Here is a 16,961-nt window from a genome sequence, read left to right as displayed (position 1 = left end):
AGCGGGAGGGCATCCCGGGAATCCCGCGGGGCCTTACCGGCTCAACTCGAACACCGCGTATTCGGCGCGCAGATTGGCCAGCGCGGGACCGACCGGCTGCGCGCCGGAGAAGAACCATTCCCGCTCGACCTTCACCCCGCGCGCGGCCACCAGGTCACGGAAGTCCGTTACCGTTACATGATGGATGTTCTGCGTCTCGAACCAGCTAACCGGGAGATGCCGCGTCACCGGCATCCGGCCCGTGAAGGCAAGCTGCGCGCGCATCCGCCAGTGGGCGAAGTTGGGAAAGCTCACGAACGCCTTTCGCCCCACGCGCAGCAGTTCGTCGAGCATCCGGTCAGGCCGCGCGGCGGTCTGCAATGTCTGGCTCAGGATCGCATAATCGAACGTCTTGTCGGGATAGTCGGCGAGATCGCGGTCTGCATCGCCCTGCACCACCGACAATCCGCGTGCGACCGCGCGTTCGACGAGCACCGGATCGATCTCCATCCCTCGCGCGTCGCACTCGCGCTCGTTTTGCAGCACCTCCATCAGCTCCCCGTCGCCGCAACCGATGTCGAGCACCCGCGTGCCGGGCCGCACGTTCGCCGCGATCACCGCGAGGTCGGGTCGCAATCCGCTCACGCAAGGAAGCCTTTCACCACCCGGTCGAGCGCGGGGACGTCGAGCAGGAAGCTGTCATGGCCGAAAGGAGCTGACAGCTCGACGAAGCTGACCGGCGCACCGGCGGCATTGAGCGCGTGAACCACGTGCCGGCTTTCCGCGGTGGGATAGAGCCAGTCGGAATCGAAGCTGACGAGGCAGAACCGGGCGGGCGTGCCGGCGAATGCATCGGCCAGCTTGCCCCCATGCTCCTCGGCGATGTCGAAATAGTCCATCGCCCGGGTGATGTAGAGATAGCTGTTGGCATCGAACCGCCGGGTAAAGCCGCTTCCCTGGTAGCGCAGGTAGCTTTCGACCTGGAAGTCGGCGTCGAAGCCGAAGCTCTTGGCATCGCGGTCCTGCAGGTTCCGTCCGAACTTTTCGGTCAGGCCGGTTTCGGACAGGTAGGTGATGTGCGCGGCCATGCGCGCGACCGACAGCCCCTTGTCGGGCGAGTGGCCCGACCCGTAGTAGTCGCCGCCCTGCCAGTCCGGATCGGCCATTACCGCCTGGCGGCCGACTTCGTGAAAGGCGATGTTCTGTGCCGAGTGGCGGGCGGTGGTGGCGATCGCCAGCACCCGCTCCGCGCGGGCCGGGAAATTGGCAGCGAGGCTGAGCGCCTGCATCCCGCCCATCGACCCGCCGACGACCGCATGGAGCCGCTCGATGCCCAGCCCGTCAAGCAGCGCGACCTCGGCGCGAACCATGTCGCGGATGGTGATGACCGGGAAGCGCATGGCGTAGGGCTTGCCGTCCGGCGCGGGGCTGGCCGGGCCGGTGGAGCCCATGCAACCGCCGATGACATTGGCGCAGATGACATGGAACCGGTTCGTGTCGATCGGTTTGTCCGGGCCGATCATCCGCTCCCACCAACCGGGCTTTCCGGTAAGCGGCTGCGTGCTGGCCACGTACTGGTCACCGGTCAGCGCATGGCAGACGAGTACCGCGTTGTCCTTTCCGGGCGCGAGTTCGCCGTAAGTTTCGTAAGCGACGATCACGCCGTCGAGCGATTGCCCGTTGTCCAGCGGCAGCGGCGCGGAAAGCGCGAAGGTGCGGGCGGCGGCGGTGGCCATGACCGGCGCTTGGCGGCAACGGCGGCGCACTGTCAACAAGTCTGCTCGCGGGGACGGCAAGGAGGATTTTGTTCGCTTGGCGGCGGCGGCCCGCTATGCGCGCTGGCGATGAACACGCGCCCTGTGCCCAAGCCCTGGATCGAGGGCATCCATGCCTACACTCCGGGCAAGTCGAGCGGCGCGGGCGGCAAGCCGCTCGTGAAGCTGTCGGCCAACGAGAATCCGCTCGGCACTTCGCCCGCGGTATTCGAGGCCATGGGGTCGGCCCAGCTTCCCAGCCGTTATCCCGATCCCGACAGCACGGCGCTGCGTACGGCACTCGGGAAGAAGCATGACATCGATCCGGGCCGGATCGTCTGCGGCACCGGTTCCGACGAGCTGCTGAACCTGGCGGCACAGGCCTATGCCGGGCCGGGGGACGAGATCCTGTTCCCGCGCTTCAGTTTCGCCGTGTACGACATCGCCGCGCGCCGCTGCGGGGCTACGCCCGTCGAGGCGGCGGTTAGCGACTATGCGTGCGACGTCGATGCGCTTCTGGCCGCGGTGACGCCGCGCACCCGGGTGGTATTCCTCGCCAACCCGAACAATCCGACGGGCACGTTCCTGCCGCGCAGCGAGGTCGACCGCCTCCACGCGGGGCTTCCGGGCGATGTGCTGTTCGTGCTCGACCAGGCCTATGCCGAGTACCTCGCGCCGGAGGACGACGACGGCGGACTCGCGCTCGCGGCAAGCCATGAAAATGTGCTGGTGACGCGCACCTTCTCCAAGATCCACGGCCTCGCGGGAGAGCGAATCGGGTGGGCCACCGGCGCCGCGCACCTGATAGGCGAGCTGAACCGCATCCGCGGACCGTTCAACGTCACCAATCACGGACAGGTCGCGGCGCTGGCCGCGCTGGGCGATGACGAATGGATCGAGCGCTCGCGCATCGCCAACCGGGACGAGCGTGCGCGCTTCGCCGACGCACTCGCGGCGCTCGGCAACCACGGCATTCGCGCGGTGCCGAGCGAGGCCAACTTCCTGCTGGTCACCTTCACCGGCGACCTCACCGCAGAGGCGGCGATGGCGGCGATCGGGCAAGCCGGATATGCGGTGCGCCACCTGCCGGGCCAGGGCCTGCCGAACGCTCTGCGGATCACCATCGGGCTGCCGGAGGACATGGACGCGGTGGCCGCGGCGATTGCCCGGGCCGCCCAGGCCGCGCAGTCTGCCGCATGAGTTTCTCGCGCGTCACGATCATCGGGCTCGGCCTGCTCGGCGGATCCGTGGGACTCGCGGTGGCGGAGAACCTGCCCGATTGCCGGACCAGCGGCTACGACGCCGACCCCGATGTGCGCCAGCGTGCGCGCGAGCGCGGCCTCGTGGACGAAGTATTCGATTCACCCGCCAAAGCGGTCGCCGACGCCGAACTGGTCATCTTCTGCGTCCCCGTGGGCGCGATGGAGCAAGCAGGCGCCCAGATTTCGGGCGCTCTGCGCGCTGGCACGATCGTCAGCGACGTCGGCTCGTCCAAGGCCGCGGTCGGCGAGGCGCTGCGCCGCGCGCTGCCGCAGGCGACGGTCATCCCCGCCCATCCCGTCGCGGGAACCGAGCGCAGCGGCCCGGACGCGGGCTTCGCGCACCTGTTCCGGCACCGCTGGTGCATCCTCACGCCGGCCGCGGGCACGGACCCGCAGGCTGTCGAGCGGCTCTCTCGGTTCTGGCGCGCGCTGGGCGCGAATATCGAGATCATGGATGCCGCGCATCACGACCTTGTCCTCGCGGTCACCAGCCACATCCCGCACCTCATCGCCTACACCATCGTCGGTACCGCGTCCGACCTCGAGGACGTCACCCGCGGCGAGGTGATCAAGTATTCGGCGGGTGGCTTCCGCGACTTCACCCGCATCGCGGCGAGCGACCCGACGATGTGGCGCGACGTGTTCCTTACCAATCGCGAGGCGGTTCTCGAGATGCTTGGTCGCTTCACTGAAGACCTGACCGCGCTCCAGCGCGCGATCCGCAACGGCGACGGAAAAATGCTGTTCGACCTGTTCACCCGTACGCGCGACATCAGGCGCTCGATCGTCGAGCAGGGGCAGGACGATGCGCGGCCTGATTTCGGCCGCGGCGATCACGAAAGCTAGCGCGCGATCGCTACCGGTTCAGCGCGTTCATCGCCGCGAGGACGCGCGCTTCGGCCTCCTCGCGCGGCAGTCCCGGCGGGACCGGCTCGCCAAACCGGTAAGTAACCACGCCGCTGCGCTTCCAGCGGCGGTGGTAGAGCGGCCCGCTGTTCACCGCCACCGGAACCACGGGCAAGCCCAGCAGCTTGTAAAGACCGGCGAACCCGGCCTGCAGGGGCGGACTGTGACGGTGCGGGACGCGGGTGCCTTCGGGAAAGATCACCAGCGGTCGCCCGGTTTCCGAATAGGCCCTCGCCGATGCGATCATCGAACGCAGCGCGCGCGCGCCCTGGTCCCGCTCCACCGGCACGATGCCGTAGGCCCGCGCCGCCGCGCCCCACAGCGGTATCCGGAACAGCTCCTCCTTGGCGAAAACCACCGGCAAGTCGAACATCGCCGGCATGTCGATCGCCTCGAAAAAGCTTTCGTGCTTGACCGCGTAGAGCACCGGGCCCGCTACCGGACCACCTCCTTCTACCCGGATGCGGATGCCGACGATCCAGCGCAGGCAGAAGCGCTGGTACCGGGCCCAACCGCGCACGATGCGGCGGAACAGGGGCACGCTGAACGGCAGCGCCAGCAGCGACGCGGCTGTGTAAAGCAGCGAGCCGAGATAGAACACGGGATAGAACAGCAGGCTGCGCAGGACGGCCACCGTCACTTCCCCTGCGGCCACAGCCGCGCGAGAGTGCTCGCCAAGAGCTTGTTGTATTCGAGGAAGAGGATTCCGAGCCGCGGACGCGACGGGACGGCATCCCGCACGATCGTCACGCCGGGCGGCAGGGCGGAGGCAAGCTCGCCGGCCGCACGCCGCATGTGCCAGTCGGTGGTTACCAGGCGCAACGAGCGGTAGCGATTTGCGGCAATCCAGCTGGCCGTCTCCGCGGCGTTGCCGCGCGTATCCACCGCGGCGAACCCGAGCGTCACGCAGCAGTCCATCGTCTTGCCCGGCACCCGGTACTCGGCGGCGAACTCGCGCGGCTTGACCTCCGGATCGACCCCGGTGACCAACAGGGCGCGCGCCTTGCCCTTGGCGAGCAGGGCAAGCCCGCGGTCGATCCGCCCGGCTCCCCCTGTCAGCACGACGATGACGTCGGTCGGCTGCCCCCCCGCCGGTAGCGGCAGAGCGGCGGCAAACCACAGGAAACCGAGGGCGTAGAGCAGGGCGACGGCCCCGGCCAACCGCGCAATCACAACATCCTCCTCAACGTTCCGAGCACGGTCAAGCGGGCCGTCACGATGGCAATCACCACTCCGGCAAGGGGAATGGCCGCGATCAGCAGCCAGTCGGTTGGAGCAAGCCCGCCGCCCGCGATCATGCCCGATCCCAATGCCGCGAACTGCCGGCCCAGCACCAGCACCGCCGCCGCCCCGAGGGCAAGACCGACCAGGCCGCCAGCCGTCGCATCGAATCCCACCGAGCGCTGGAAAATGCGCGCGATCTGCGCGTCGCTTCCCCCGAGGAGATGGACGATCTCGATGGTATCGCGATTTGTCCCCAACGCGCTGCGCGCTGCCAGCCACACGGCGGCTGCGCTGGTCAGCGCCAGCAGCACCACCAGCGCGACTGCCAGCCACTGGAGCGAGGCGATCGCCGCGAACACCGGGCCGAGCCATGTAGATTGCGCATCGATCCGCGCCGCCGGGGCGACGGGCGCAACGGCGCGCCGAAGCGCAGCCAGCCGTGCCGAGGTCGCCGGGCCGCGCAGCTCGATGTCGATCAGGGCAGGAACCGGCACCGCCTGCTCCTCGCCACCACCGAGCCACGGGTCGAGCAAGGCGTCGAGTTCCTCCTTGGGCACGACCCGCAGGCCGGCTACGTCCGGAAGACCTGACAGCACGCGCTCAGCGGCGCGGGTCTGCCGGTCGCGCTCGCTCACCAGTGGCTCGACGATCTGTACGGTCGCGGCACCGGACAATTCGCTGCGCGCGGTTCCCGCCAGGTTGCTCAACGCCAGCCCGCCCGCCCCCGCGATGACAGTAAGCGCGACCATGATCGCAATGACCCACGGCATGGGCCCGGCCAGGCGCGCGTGCGGCACCAGCGCGGCTGCCCTGTCGCCGGCGAAGGGCGCAAGGCTGCGCCCTACGGCGCGGGCCAGGACCGGCGGCCGCTTCATAACTCCACCTGCGCCCGTTGGTCGCGTCGGGGCGGAAACCGCAACGCACCCGTGGGATCGCTCAGGCGTCCCTTGTCGATCCGCATGATAAGTGAATCGGGCACCTTGCGGAGCAGGTGAACGTCGTGAGTGGCCACGACGACGGTCGTGCCCAGCCGGTTGAGCGCCTCGAACAGCCGCAACAGTTTCAGCGCCATGTCGGGATCGACGTTGCCGGTCGGCTCGTCCGCCACCAGCATGTCCGGCCGGCCAATCACCGCCCGCGCGATGGCGACGCGCTGCTGCTCGCCGCCAGACAACGTCGCCGGCCGCGCCTCCGCCCGGTGGGAAAGCCCCACCCATTCGAGCATGTCGGCGACCGGTTTGCGCAGCTCGCTCTCCCGCACGCCCGACACCCGCAGCGGGAGGGCGACGTTGTCGTAGGCGGACAGGTGGGGGACGAGGCGGAAGTCCTGGAACACGACCCCCAGCCGGCGCCGGAAAGGCGGGAGCCTGTCGCGCGGCAAAGTGATGACGTCGGTCCCGAACATCCGGATAGCCCCGCGCGAGGGGCGCTGCGCCAGATAGAGCAGCTTGAGCATCGAGGTCTTCCCCGCCCCGCTCGCGCCGGTGAGAAAATAGAAGCCCCCGGGGTGCAAGGTGAAGGAAATGTCGCTCAGGATTTCGCGGTCGGTGCCGTAACGCAGCCCGACATTGTCGAACGTGACGACTTCCGCGCTGTCAGCGTTCATCGCGTTTCGCCCGGTCGGCAGCAGGAAAAGCGCAAGAACAGCATCAGCAGGGGGTCTATAGCGAGGCTTCCATGTGGAAAAAAGCCGTCTGCGGCATCGCGGACCGGTTGCGACTCTTGTGCGCAACCTTTGGTTGGGCCAGATTCATTAACGATGATAATATCCTGCCCCGCGTGTGCGACCCGCTATGTCGTGCCGGACAGCGCCGTTGGCGCGGAGGGGCGGACGGTGCGTTGCGCCAAATGCCGCCACAGCTGGTTCCAGGAAGGGCCGCCGCTGGAAACCGCGGACGCGCCACAAGCCAGCCAGCCGCAGCGACGGCCGCCGGTCGAACCTGCACCGGCACAGCCGGCTGCCCCCGCAGCGCCTGGCACGGCGCACCAGCCTCCGCCGCCCCAAGCGAGGCCCGCTAGGGCTCCGGCCCCTGCCGTGCAGCGCAGAACCGGACCGGGCGAGCCGGAGAGCGCGGCCGAGCCCCCGCGCGCCCCCGACCCGGTGCGCGAAGAAACCGTTTCCTCCGCCCCCGTGATGGTCGAAACCGCTCCGGCACCTGAGCCCGAAGAGGCCGATTACGGCGAGGAAGTCTCCCAGTTCGACTACGCGCCGCCTTTTCGCCCGCGGCGCAACATGGCTCGAGTATGGACTGCCGCGGCTGTATCGTTCGCGGTGCTGGCGCTCGGCACCGTAGGCGCGGTCAGCTACTGGGGTCTGCCCGACTGGGTGCCGGTCAGCCGGCCGACTTTCGCGCTGGGGCAACCTGATCTCGTGCTGGATTTCCCCAAGGACCAGCAGGAACGGCGCACGCTGCCCAACGGGACGGAGTTCTTCGGCGCAAGCGGGACGATCAAGAACGTGGGCCGCGAGACGCACGCGATCCCGTCGGTCCTGATCGTCCTGCGCGATGCGCGTGACCGGATCGTCTACAGCTGGGAAATCGCCCCACCCAAGCCCACGCTCGCCCCTGGGGAAACGGTGACCATCAACGAGGCGGTCACCGACGTTCCCCGCTCGGCAAAGTTCGCCGAGATCGGGTGGAAACCCGACTGACGGTTCAGGATCCGGCGAGCACCTCGGCCACCGTCGCGTAAGGGTAGCCAAGTTCGTCCGCGACCGCCCGGTAGGTGACCCGCCCGGCGTGGACGTTCAGCCCCTCCGCGAGATGCGGATTTTCGCGCAGGGCATCGCGCCAGCCGAGGTCGGCGATGCGCAGCGCATGCGGCAGGGTCACGTTGTTGAGCGCATACGTGCTGGTCCGAGCCACCGCGCCGGGCATGTTGGCGACGCAATAATGGACGATGCCGTCGACCACGTAAGTCGGATCGGCGTGGGTCGTTGGGTGGCTGGTTTCGAAGCAGCCGCCCTGGTCGATCGCTACGTCAACCAGCACCGCGCCCGGCTTCATGCACTTGAGCATGTCACGCGTGACCAGCTTGGGCGCCGCCGCGCCCGGGATCAGCACCGCACCGATCACGAGTTCGGCCTCGCACAGCATCTGTTCGATGTTGGCGCGGTTGGAGAAGCGAGTCTTGGCGCGGCTCTCGAAATGGGTGCCGAGACGTTCGAGGACTTCGGGATCGCGGTCGAGAATCGTCACGTCGGCGCCGAGGCCGACTGCCATCTGCGCCGCATTGAAACCGACTACGCCGCCGCCGATAACCATGACCCGGCCTGGGAGCACGCCGGGCACACCGCCCAGCAGCACCCCGCGCCCGCCGTGCGCCTTTTCAAGCGCGGTAGCACCGGCCTGGATGCTCATGCGTCCGGCGACCTGACTCATCGGCTTGAGCAGCGGGAGCGAATTGCCCGGGCCGGTCACCGTCTCGTACGCGATCGCGGTAACACCGGACTTCACCAGGTCGGCGGTCTGCTCCGGATCGGGGGCGAGATGCAGGTAGGTGTAAAGGACCTGGCCTTCCCGCAGGCGCGCGCGCTCGACCGCCTGCGGTTCCTTGACCTTCACGATCATTTCGCACTCGGCGAAGATCGGTTCGGGCCCGTCCTTGATAACCGCGCCCGCCTGGCGGTACTGGCTGTCGTCTGCGCCGATGCCGAGGCCGGCGCCGCTTTCCACCCATACCTCGTGGCCGTGGGTGACCAGTTCGCGCACGCTTTCGGGCGTCAGGCCGACGCGGTACTCGTGGTTCTTGATTTCCCTGGGGCAGCCGATGCGCATCGCCGATCTCCTTCGAGCGCGCCGTTACAGTTGCAACCATTTGGCGGCAAGCTTCGATGGTGCGGCCGTTGATCCATGTCGTCACAAGCCTGTCACACAGCAGCTATAGATACGTCGCAATTGCACAACCTCGATGGGGAAAAAGGACCGTGACCACCACCCGACTTTCGCTTTCCGCCGCCGCGCTCGCGATGGCGATCGGCTGGACCGTTCCGGTAAGCGCGCAGGATGCGTCGGTGGCGCAGGAACTCGCGGCGATGCGCGCGCAGATGGCGGCGATGAGCAGCCGGATCGACACGCTGGAAACACAGCTCGCCGCAGCGAGGGCCCAGGCCCAGGAAGCGACGGTCGCCGCGAATGCCGCCACTGCCTCGGCCGCGAGCGCCACCGCGGCGGCAGCGGCCCCGCCTGCGGCCCAGGTCGCCTGGAAGGGGGCGCCCGAGTGGAGCTCCGAGAGCGGCTGGAGCTTCAAGCCGCGCGGACGCATGCAGTTCGACGCGGGGACGGTCAGCAGCCCCCGCGGGATAAACGACGCCAGCCTGGGCTTCGGCAGCGAGCTGCGCCGCGCCTATATCGGCTTCGACGGCAAGATTCCGGGCGGCTTCGGCTACCGCGCCGAGATCGACGTGGCGGGGAGTTCGGTGGAAGTCACCGACCTGTTCCTGACTTACCAGGCCTCCAAGGAGGTCGGCCTCACGGTGGGCCAGCACAAACCGTTCTGGGGGCTGGAGGAGATGACCAGCGACCTGTTTCCCAGCTTCACCGAGCGTGCCGCAATGAACACCGCGTTCGGGTTCGAGCGCCGTCTGGGCGCCAGCGCCGCCTATTCGAAGGGCGACGTCCTGCTGCAGGGCGGGGTGTTCACCGACAACGTCGCCGACCTCAACAACGACGAGAACAACTCGATGTCCGTCGATGGGCGGGCGGTGTTCGCCCCGAAGCTGGGCGCGGGGCAGCTCCACCTCGGGGCATCTGCGCACTACCACGATCTCAACGATTCCGCTGCCAGCGTGCGCTATCGCGTGCGGCCGTTCATCCACACCTCTGACGTGCGTTTCATCGACACCGGCAATATCGGCGCGGTGAGCGAACTGGGATACGGCCTGGAGGCCGCCTACATCCGCGGGCCCTTCCACGGCGCGGCGGAGGGACACTGGCAGCAGGTCAACCGTCCCGGCGCGCTGGTGGACCCGACCTTCTTCGGGGGCTACGTGGAGGCAGGCATGTTCCTCACCCCCGGCGACACGCGGGGGTACAAGGGGGGCGCGTTCGACCGGGTGAAGCCGAATAGCCCGCTCGGCAAGGGCGGCTTCGGCGCGTTGCAGGTCAACCTGCGCTATGACTATCTCGACCTGATCGATGCCGGGATCGTCGGCGGCCGCCAGAACGGCTACGAGCTGGGGCTGGTGTGGACCCCGACTGACTACACCCGTTTCCTGCTCAACTATGGCCACATGGTCTACAGCGACGCCGCGCTTCCTGCGGCGGGCGGCGACCGCGACTATTCGGTCGATGCGCTGGGGATGCGCGCTCAACTCGATTTCTGATCGTCCGCCTGCGCGGGCCCTGCCCAAACGAAAAACCCCGCCGGCGCGCGCACCGGCGGGGTTTCTTGTTCGCTTCAGGTTGGGATCAGAAGTCCAGGCTTACCCGCCCATAAACGAATCGGCCGTTGAAGCCGGACGGAGAGAACTGGCTGAAGGGAATGAAGTACCCGTTCTGGCCGTAGTTCTGCCCGTCGACGAGGCCGTAACGCACCCGATCGGGATAGCTGTCGAACACGTTGTTCGCGCCGACCGCGAACTCGAGCCGCTCCATGACCTTGGCCCGCAGTTCCAGATCGGTGACCCACTGCTTGCCGAGCGTCTGGTCGCGCGCCTCGTCCGCGCCCGGGATCAGGACCTCGCCAAAGCGGTTGGTGCGCGCGGTGAAGCCGAAGATGCCCGAATCCCAGTCGAGCCCGAAATTGAGCTTGGTGCGCGGCTGGCCCCGGATCAGGCGAAGCGACTCCTGCCGTCCGAAGAGGGTCAGGCCCGGCAGCGTCGGCAGGACCGCCGCGTCGGTGATCTTGGTCTTGTTGTGGCTGAAGCCGGCGGTGAGCGAAATGTTGCCGAGCCCCATTTCTGGCACCCGGTAAGTGCCGACGATCTCGTAGCCGCGGGTGCGGGTATCGATCCCGTTCACGAAGAAGCGCGCCGAGCTGACGTTGTTGAAACCGTTCTGCTGCAGCAGTGCCAACACGGCGGGACCCTGCAGGATCTCGGTCACGACGATCCGGTCCTTGATATCGATATTGTAGTAGTCGGCGGTGATGTTGAGGCCGGGAATCATCGAGAACGTGGCGCCCGCCGACCAGTTGGTCGACTTTTCGGGCTGCAGCGGCTGCGACCCCAGCGCGACCGCCACCGGGCTGTTGACCGGCACGGTGAGGATTTCGATCAGCGTGCCGTTGACGTTGTTGGTCGACGTGGTGGCATAATACTGCTGCTGCAGCGACGGAGCGCGGAAGCCGGTCGAGATCGAGCCGCGCAGGGCAATCCCGTCGATCGGCTCGAACCGGGCGGCCGCCTTGCCGTTGACGGTGTCGCCGAAGTCCGAGAAGTCCTCGTAGCGTCCTGCAAGCTGTATGGTCAGCGCATCGGTCAGGTCGGTCTCGAGCTCGAGGTAGGCGGCCTTCGAATTGCGGCTCTCGTCGACTTCGTTGGCGGGCCTGAAGCCCGGGAAGACCTGCGCGCCGGCGGGAGCGCCATTGGCGATGAAGGGACCGCCGGCATAGCTCTGGAAGTCACCCGCCACGATGCGGAAGTTCTCGTTGCGGTATTCGGTACCGAAGGCGACCGACACGCCGTTGCCGATGCCGAGGTCGAACGTCTTCTGGATATCGAGGTTGGCGGTCGTCTGGCCGAAGCGGAGCGAACCGGCATCGAACTTGCGCTGGCTCTGCTGGCCGAAGCTGACGTTGAAGCTGTTCTCGACCCCGAAGCCAAAACGGTTGGTGCCGTAGACGACGCTGAGATCGTAATTCCACTCGTCACCGAACTGCCCGCGCACCCCGGCGGCGGCGGCGATATCCTCGATGTCGCCGGTAATGATCGGCAGGAAACCGTCCGCGTAATAGGGAACGAAAGTCGTGGTCGAAGCCGAGAAGTCGCGATTTCGGGCATCGTTGGCACGGCGATAGAAACCGGCCGCGTCGGAATCGCGCACGTTGTAGCTGGCAAAAGTGTATAACTCCGCCGAAGGCGAAAGCTCGTATCCGGCATTCAGGAAGGCGGTGAAGTCGGTCGTTTTCGCATCGCCGTAACGGTGCGTGTAGCGATCGATGGTCAGCTCACGCGGATCGACCAGGCCGCCCACGAACGGATACTGCCGGCGGGGGTCGGCGGCGGAGCGGTTGGTGGGATTGCGATCCTGGTACTGGAGCGCGAAGTTCAGGTAGCCGCCCGGCCCGACCGGCAAGCCCAGGCTGGTCGCCAGGGTCAATGTCCCGCCATCGCGCCGCTTGCGCTCCTGGCCGTTGTCGGTGAGCTGGTAGACGTCGCCCGCGCCGGCATTGGCATCGAGCACCGGCTGTCCGTTCGGGCCGATCACCGGGCCACCCTGCTGCAGCACGTCGTCCATCGTGGTGATGTACTTGCCGTACGTCACCTGCGCCTTGTTGCCCTCGCGCTTGCGAAGCTGGATGTTGATCACCCCGGCAATGGCATCGGAGCCGTACTGCGATGACGCGCCGTCGCGCAGGACTTCGATGCGCTCGATGGCGATGGGTGGAATGGTGTTGAGGTCGACGGCGGCCGAGCCGCGACCAACCGACCCGTTCAGGTTGAGCAGCGCCGAGGTATGCCGCCGCTTGCCATTCACCAGGACCAGAGTCTGGTCGGGCGCCAGGCCGCGCAGCGTTGCAGGCCGCACCGCATCGGTGCCATCGGTGATCGACGGCTGCGGGAAGTTGAAGCTGGGGACCAACTGGTTGAGAATGCGGTTGGTATCGGTGTAGCCGTTCTCGGTCATCTGGTCGCCGCCGATGACGTCTATTGGGACCGGGCTTTCTGCAACGGTACGGTCGGTCCGGCGGGTGCCCGTGACGATGATCTGCGCCTGCGGAGTCGCCTCACCCTGTTCCGAAGCAGTGCTTTCGCCCGGCACGTCCTGCGCCAGCACGGGCTGCGCGCTCGCGGCGGCAAGAACGGCGACGGAACTGAGCAGAGCAAAGCGGTAATCGATCATAGAAATCTCCCTGTGTCGTATTGACGTAACAGGGAGGGCGCTCGAGGCAGCAGGATTGTGCGCCGCCGCGCACAATTTCGCACAAGTGTTGCGTGGCCGCTACAATTCAGCCGCCGTGCCGATCAGAGCGGATTGCCGTCCTTGTCGCGGTAGATATCGCGCCGACCGACATGGTTGGCAGGACCGACGAGGCCGTCCTCCTCCATTCGTTCGATCCACTTCGCGGCCGTGTTGTAGCCCACGCCCATCTGGCGCTGGAGCCACGAACCCGAAGCCTTCTGATGCTCGAACACGATCTGGCAGGCCTGGCGGTATTTCCGCTCCTCGGGATTGTCGGAGGCAGTGAGCTCGTCGTCGAATCCGAACCCGAAGGATTCCTCCGGCTCTTCGGTAACCGCATCGACGTAGTCGGGCTTGCCCTGCCCGCGCCAGTGGGTGGCGACCGCTTCCACTTCCTCGTCCGATACGAAAGGACCGTGGACGCGCACCAGGGAACCGGTGTTGGGCTTGTAGAGCATGTCGCCCTTGCCCAGCAGCTGCTCGGCGCCCTGCTCGCCAAGGATCGTGCGGCTGTCGATGCGGCTGGTGACGTTGAAGCTGATGCGGGTAGGCAGGTTAGCCTTGATCACACCGGTGATGACGTCGACCGACGGGCGCTGCGTCGCCATGATCAGGTGGATGCCGGCCGCGCGGCTCTTCTGGCTGAGGCGCTGGATAAGCACTTCGACTTCCTTGCCGACCGTCACCATGAGGTCTGCCAGCTCGTCGACGATGAGCACGATCTGGGGCAGGGGTGCGTACTCGAGTTGCTCTTCCTCGAACAGTTCCTCGCCCGTGTCGGGATCGAAGCCGGTCTGCACCCGGCGCCCCAGCGGCTTGCCCTTGGCGATAGCGTTGCGCACCCGTTCGTTGAATCCGGCGATATTGCGCGCGCCGATCGAGCTCATCTGGCGATAGCGGCGCTCCATCTCCTCGACCGCCCACTTGAGCGCGCGCACCGCCTTGGCCGGCTCGGTCACCACGGGCGAGAGCAGGTGCGGAATGTCGTCGTAGCTCTTGAGCTCGAGAACCTTGGGATCGATCAGGATCAGGCGGCAGTCATCGGGAGTGAAACGGTAAAGCAGGCTCAACAGGATGCAGTTGAGCCCGACCGACTTGCCCGAGCCGGTCGTGCCCGCCACCAGCAGGTGCGGCATCGCGGCAAGGTCGGCCACGATCGGCTCGCCCGCGATATCCTTGCCCAGGATGATCGGCAGCGCGCCTTTTGCGTTAACGAACGCGTCGCATGCGGCAAGTTCCTTGAGCGCGACGGTCTGCCGGTCCGCATTGGGCAATTCGATGCCCATGACGGTCTTGCCCGGAATGGACGAAACGCGTGCGCTGATCGCGCTCATGTTGCGGGCGATGTCCTCGGCCAGGCCGATGACGCGGCTGGCCTTGATGCCCGGCGCAGGCTCCAGTTCGTACATCGTCACCACGGGTCCGGTCCGCACCGCGGTGATCTCGCCCTTCACGTTGAAATCGTCGAGCACGGTCTCGAGCAGTCGGGCGTTGCGCTCGAGCGCGATCTTGTCGAGCTTGGGCGCGGCCTGCGGAGGAGGATTGGACAGCAGGTCGAGGCTCGGAAGCTGATAACTTGCGAACAGGTCCTTCTGGGCGGCCTTGGCTGCCGGCCTGACCGGCTTCGGCGGAGCGGACGGGTCCGAGATTTCCGGCGCGCGCCTTTCGGTAAACTGGGGCGCCTCCTCCGGCGCGGCCTCGCGCTTGCGCTCGCGCTGGCGGGGCAGGAACGGAATGTCCACCTCAGGCAGCGTTCGAGCCCGTTTCAGGAAAGCGGGCAGGGTCAGGAGCTGGGCCCAGTCGAGCGCGAAGACCCGCGTCACGCCTGCGACACCTCCAGCGAGCGCTGCGAGTGCAATCGCAAGGATCGCCCACCCGGCGAGCCCGTCACCCAGTCTTCCCGCGAGCGCAGTGACCATCTTGGCCCCAAGCAGGCCGCTGATGCCCCCGAGCGATGCGGGCAGCGAGCCGCCGGGCCGGTCGAACGCCAGCGCCAGGACCGTGCCGATGAGCATCATGGACAGCAGGAGCAGCGCGGTCGGACGCCACCAGCGGGTATCGGCGTCGCGATCCTCCTCCTCGACATCGCGCCACAGCTTGCGCGTGAAGACATAAAGCAAAGGCAGCAGGAGCACGCCGGTAGCGCCGAACAGGAACAACACCCGCTCGGCCACCCATGCCCCGCTCGCGCCCATCCAGTTGCGCACGTCGTCCCCGGCGGCTGCGGTGGAAGCGCTGGGATCGGTCTGGGTATAGCTGGCAAGCGCAAGGGCGAGGAACACCAGCGCCGCGAACAGCAATGCGGCCCCGGCGATCTGCAGGGCGCGGCGCAGGCTGCGCCGGAACGTCGCGCGCCAGTCGGCTGGCGGCCGTTTCGCTGCGGCGCCGATCGCGCGTGTCGCCATGCCTGCTTCCCCTAGCCGTCGAAGCGCCATTATCGCAGGCGCGGGACTCCGGCGTCAAGAAATCCCTAAGAGTGCTGTTTGAGCGCCAGACCGTCGATCGCCGCCCAGCGCGACCAGCCGAGCTCCTTCGCCCGCTCAAAGGTCATGCCGCCCAGCGCGATGACCGGCATTTCGGCCAAGGCCGCGAGGGCATGGAACTTCTCCGGCCCGAGTGGGGGGATGTCGGGATGAGTGCGGGTGGCGAACACCGGGGAGATCATTGCCGCATCGGCGCCCGCCGCATTGGCATGGGCGATCTCGTTCGCGTCATGGACGGTCACGATACGCAGCAGCTCGGGCGCGTCGCCCACCGCTTCGGGCGGGCCGTAGGAGCCATCCGCTCCCCATGCCCGCGCCTGGTCGTCGCTGCCCGACAGGATCAGGAGATGACCGCCGTCGCGCACCAGCGGCAACAGTTCGTCATAGCGCGCCCGCCTGCTGCGGGGATCGAGGTGGTAGTGGCGGAAAACGAACGCCGACCCGGGCGGCAGGGCGCGCAAGGCGCGGGGCAGCAATTCGTCGTTGCGGGCGTCGGAGAGGAGCCACAGGTTCGGCAATGACTGGCGCGTTCCCATACTGTCGCTATAGCGCACGCCCGCCATGAATGCAGCCTTGCCCCTGGAGGAAGTCCACCGCCGCGTTGAGCACGCCTGCAGGATCGCGCGGCGCGATCCTGCCGAGGTGTCGCTGGTCGCGGTCAGCAAGACCCGCGGCGAGGATGCGATCCTCCCGCTGCTCGATGCGGGCCAGCGGGTGTTCGGCGAGAACCGCGTGCAGGAAGCACAGGCGAAGTGGCCGTCCCTGCGTGAGCGCTATCCGGACGTTGCGCTGCATCTCGTCGGACAGCTCCAGTCGAACAAGGCGGAGGAGGCCGTGCGCCTGTTCGACTGCATCCACTCGCTCGACCGCCCGAGCCTGGTATCCGCGCTCGCGAAGGCGTTCGACAAGGTCGGGCGACAGGTGCCGTGCTTCGTCCAGGTCGATGTCGGCGAGGAGCCGCAAAAGGGCGGGTGCGCGGTCAAGCAGCTGCCCGAGCTGCTCGCGCAGGCTCGCGAAGCCGACATCCCGGTGATCGGCCTGATGTGCGTGCCCCCGGCGGGGATCGAGCCCGCGCCGTTTTTCGCCTTCCTCGACAAGCTCGCCCGCGACAACGGCCTAGAGGGGCGCAGCATGGGCATGAGCGGCGACTACGAGACCGCGATCATGCTGGGCGCGACCCAAGTTCGGGTCGGCAGCGCCCTGTTCGGAGAACGTCCCTAAATCCGGCAAGCGCCGCAGTCGCCAGGGCCACTCAGCCCTTGCCGCAGTTCGTTTGCGGGTTATACT

Annotated in this window: 15 protein-coding genes and 1 pseudogene; 6 read left to right on the top strand and 10 right to left on the bottom strand. The window is 67.4% G+C overall.

The annotated features are described in order from the left end of the window. Positions 1-33: 33 nt before the first annotated feature. Positions 34-624: a methionine biosynthesis protein MetW gene (metW, locus tag IEW58_RS13290; protein ID WP_229658597.1), complete on the bottom strand. Its 591-nt coding sequence runs from the start codon at positions 622-624 to the stop codon at positions 34-36. Next, entirely contained in the window at positions 621-1,715 is a 1,095-nt protein-coding gene (gene metX / locus IEW58_RS13285) for a homoserine O-acetyltransferase MetX (protein WP_188645549.1), read from the bottom strand. The genes metW and metX overlap by 4 nt, the downstream gene beginning before the upstream one ends. A 108-nt stretch (positions 1,716-1,823) precedes the next feature. On the opposite strand from metX, the gene hisC reads away from it, so the two are divergent. Further along, positions 1,824-2,933, top strand: a complete 1,110-nt coding sequence (gene hisC, locus IEW58_RS13280) for a histidinol-phosphate transaminase (RefSeq protein WP_188645548.1) — start codon at positions 1,824-1,826, stop codon at positions 2,931-2,933. Next, positions 2,930-3,841: a prephenate/arogenate dehydrogenase family protein gene (locus IEW58_RS13275; protein WP_188645547.1), complete on the top strand. Its 912-nt coding sequence runs from the start codon at positions 2,930-2,932 to the stop codon at positions 3,839-3,841. The genes hisC and IEW58_RS13275 overlap by 4 nt, the downstream gene beginning before the upstream one ends. Before the next feature lie 10 nt (positions 3,842-3,851). Here IEW58_RS13275 and IEW58_RS13270 read toward each other — a convergent pair whose 3' ends face one another. The 4 genes from IEW58_RS13270 to ftsE are packed head-to-tail and all read right to left on the bottom strand — an operon-like array spanning position 3,852 to position 6,731. After that, complete coding sequence (locus tag IEW58_RS13270) at positions 3,852-4,556, bottom strand: lysophospholipid acyltransferase family protein (RefSeq protein WP_229658596.1); 705 nt, start codon at positions 4,554-4,556, stop codon at positions 3,852-3,854. Continuing rightward, complete coding sequence (locus IEW58_RS13265) at positions 4,538-5,074, bottom strand: YdcF family protein (protein WP_188645545.1); 537 nt, start codon at positions 5,072-5,074, stop codon at positions 4,538-4,540. Before IEW58_RS13265 ends, IEW58_RS13270 begins: the two co-directional genes overlap by 19 nt. Next, positions 5,071-6,000 (bottom strand): cell division protein FtsX, encoded by a 930-nt coding sequence (locus IEW58_RS13260; RefSeq protein WP_188645544.1) that lies wholly within the window; start codon positions 5,998-6,000, stop codon positions 5,071-5,073. The genes IEW58_RS13265 and IEW58_RS13260 overlap by 4 nt, the downstream gene beginning before the upstream one ends. Continuing rightward, complete coding sequence (gene ftsE / locus IEW58_RS13255) at positions 5,997-6,731, bottom strand: cell division ATP-binding protein FtsE (protein WP_188645543.1); 735 nt, start codon at positions 6,729-6,731, stop codon at positions 5,997-5,999. Before ftsE ends, IEW58_RS13260 begins: the two co-directional genes overlap by 4 nt. Positions 6,732-6,884: 153 nt before the next feature. On the opposite strand from ftsE, the pseudogene IEW58_RS14050 reads away from it, so the two are divergent. Further along, a pseudogene (locus IEW58_RS14050) lies at positions 6,885-6,980 on the top strand (zinc-ribbon domain-containing protein); the annotation flags it as partial. 180 nt (positions 6,981-7,160) lie between these two features. Beyond that, positions 7,161-7,778 (top strand): thioredoxin, encoded by a 618-nt coding sequence (locus IEW58_RS13250; RefSeq protein WP_308419278.1) that lies wholly within the window; start codon positions 7,161-7,163, stop codon positions 7,776-7,778. Between the two features lie 4 nt (positions 7,779-7,782). Here IEW58_RS13250 and ald read toward each other — a convergent pair whose 3' ends face one another. Further along, positions 7,783-8,904: an alanine dehydrogenase gene (gene ald / locus IEW58_RS13245; RefSeq protein WP_188645541.1), complete on the bottom strand. Its 1,122-nt coding sequence runs from the start codon at positions 8,902-8,904 to the stop codon at positions 7,783-7,785. 149 nt (positions 8,905-9,053) lie between these two features. Here ald and IEW58_RS13240 point away from each other — a divergent pair, with 149 nt between their 5' ends. Further along, positions 9,054-10,451 carry an OprO/OprP family phosphate-selective porin gene (locus IEW58_RS13240; protein WP_229658595.1) on the top strand — a complete coding sequence of 466 codons (1,398 nt, stop codon included), beginning with the start codon at positions 9,054-9,056 and terminating at the stop codon, positions 10,449-10,451. 85 nt (positions 10,452-10,536) lie between these two features. Here the strand turns inward: IEW58_RS13240 and IEW58_RS13235 are convergent, their stop codons facing one another. The 3 genes from IEW58_RS13235 to IEW58_RS13225 all read right to left on the bottom strand — a co-directional run bounded on the left by IEW58_RS13235 (position 10,537) and on the right by IEW58_RS13225 (position 16,237). Then, positions 10,537-13,131 carry a TonB-dependent receptor plug domain-containing protein gene (locus IEW58_RS13235; RefSeq protein WP_188645539.1) on the bottom strand — a complete coding sequence of 865 codons (2,595 nt, stop codon included), beginning with the start codon at positions 13,129-13,131 and terminating at the stop codon, positions 10,537-10,539. A gap of 122 nt (positions 13,132-13,253) precedes the next feature. After that, positions 13,254-15,596 (bottom strand): FtsK/SpoIIIE family DNA translocase, encoded by a 2,343-nt coding sequence (locus IEW58_RS13230; RefSeq protein WP_188645538.1) that lies wholly within the window; start codon positions 15,594-15,596, stop codon positions 13,254-13,256. A gap of 65 nt (positions 15,597-15,661) precedes the next feature. After that, positions 15,662-16,237 (bottom strand): thiamine phosphate synthase, encoded by a 576-nt coding sequence (locus IEW58_RS13225; RefSeq protein WP_229658594.1) that lies wholly within the window; start codon positions 16,235-16,237, stop codon positions 15,662-15,664. Here IEW58_RS13225 and IEW58_RS13220 point away from each other — a divergent pair. Then, the gene (locus IEW58_RS13220; RefSeq protein WP_188645537.1) at positions 16,236-16,895 is read left to right on the top strand and encodes a YggS family pyridoxal phosphate-dependent enzyme; all 660 of its coding nucleotides are present in this window, start codon (positions 16,236-16,238) and stop codon (positions 16,893-16,895) included. The genes IEW58_RS13225 and IEW58_RS13220 overlap by 2 nt on opposite strands. The last annotated feature ends 66 nt before the right edge of the window (positions 16,896-16,961 follow it).

Origin of the sequence: Tsuneonella deserti (assembly GCF_014644315.1) — a bacterium.
In the GTDB taxonomy this organism is placed as follows: Bacteria; Pseudomonadota; Alphaproteobacteria; order Sphingomonadales; family Sphingomonadaceae; genus Tsuneonella; species Tsuneonella deserti.
The sequence above is the reverse complement of the archived record's forward strand: the minus strand, read 5'-3'. Positions and strand labels throughout refer to the sequence as shown.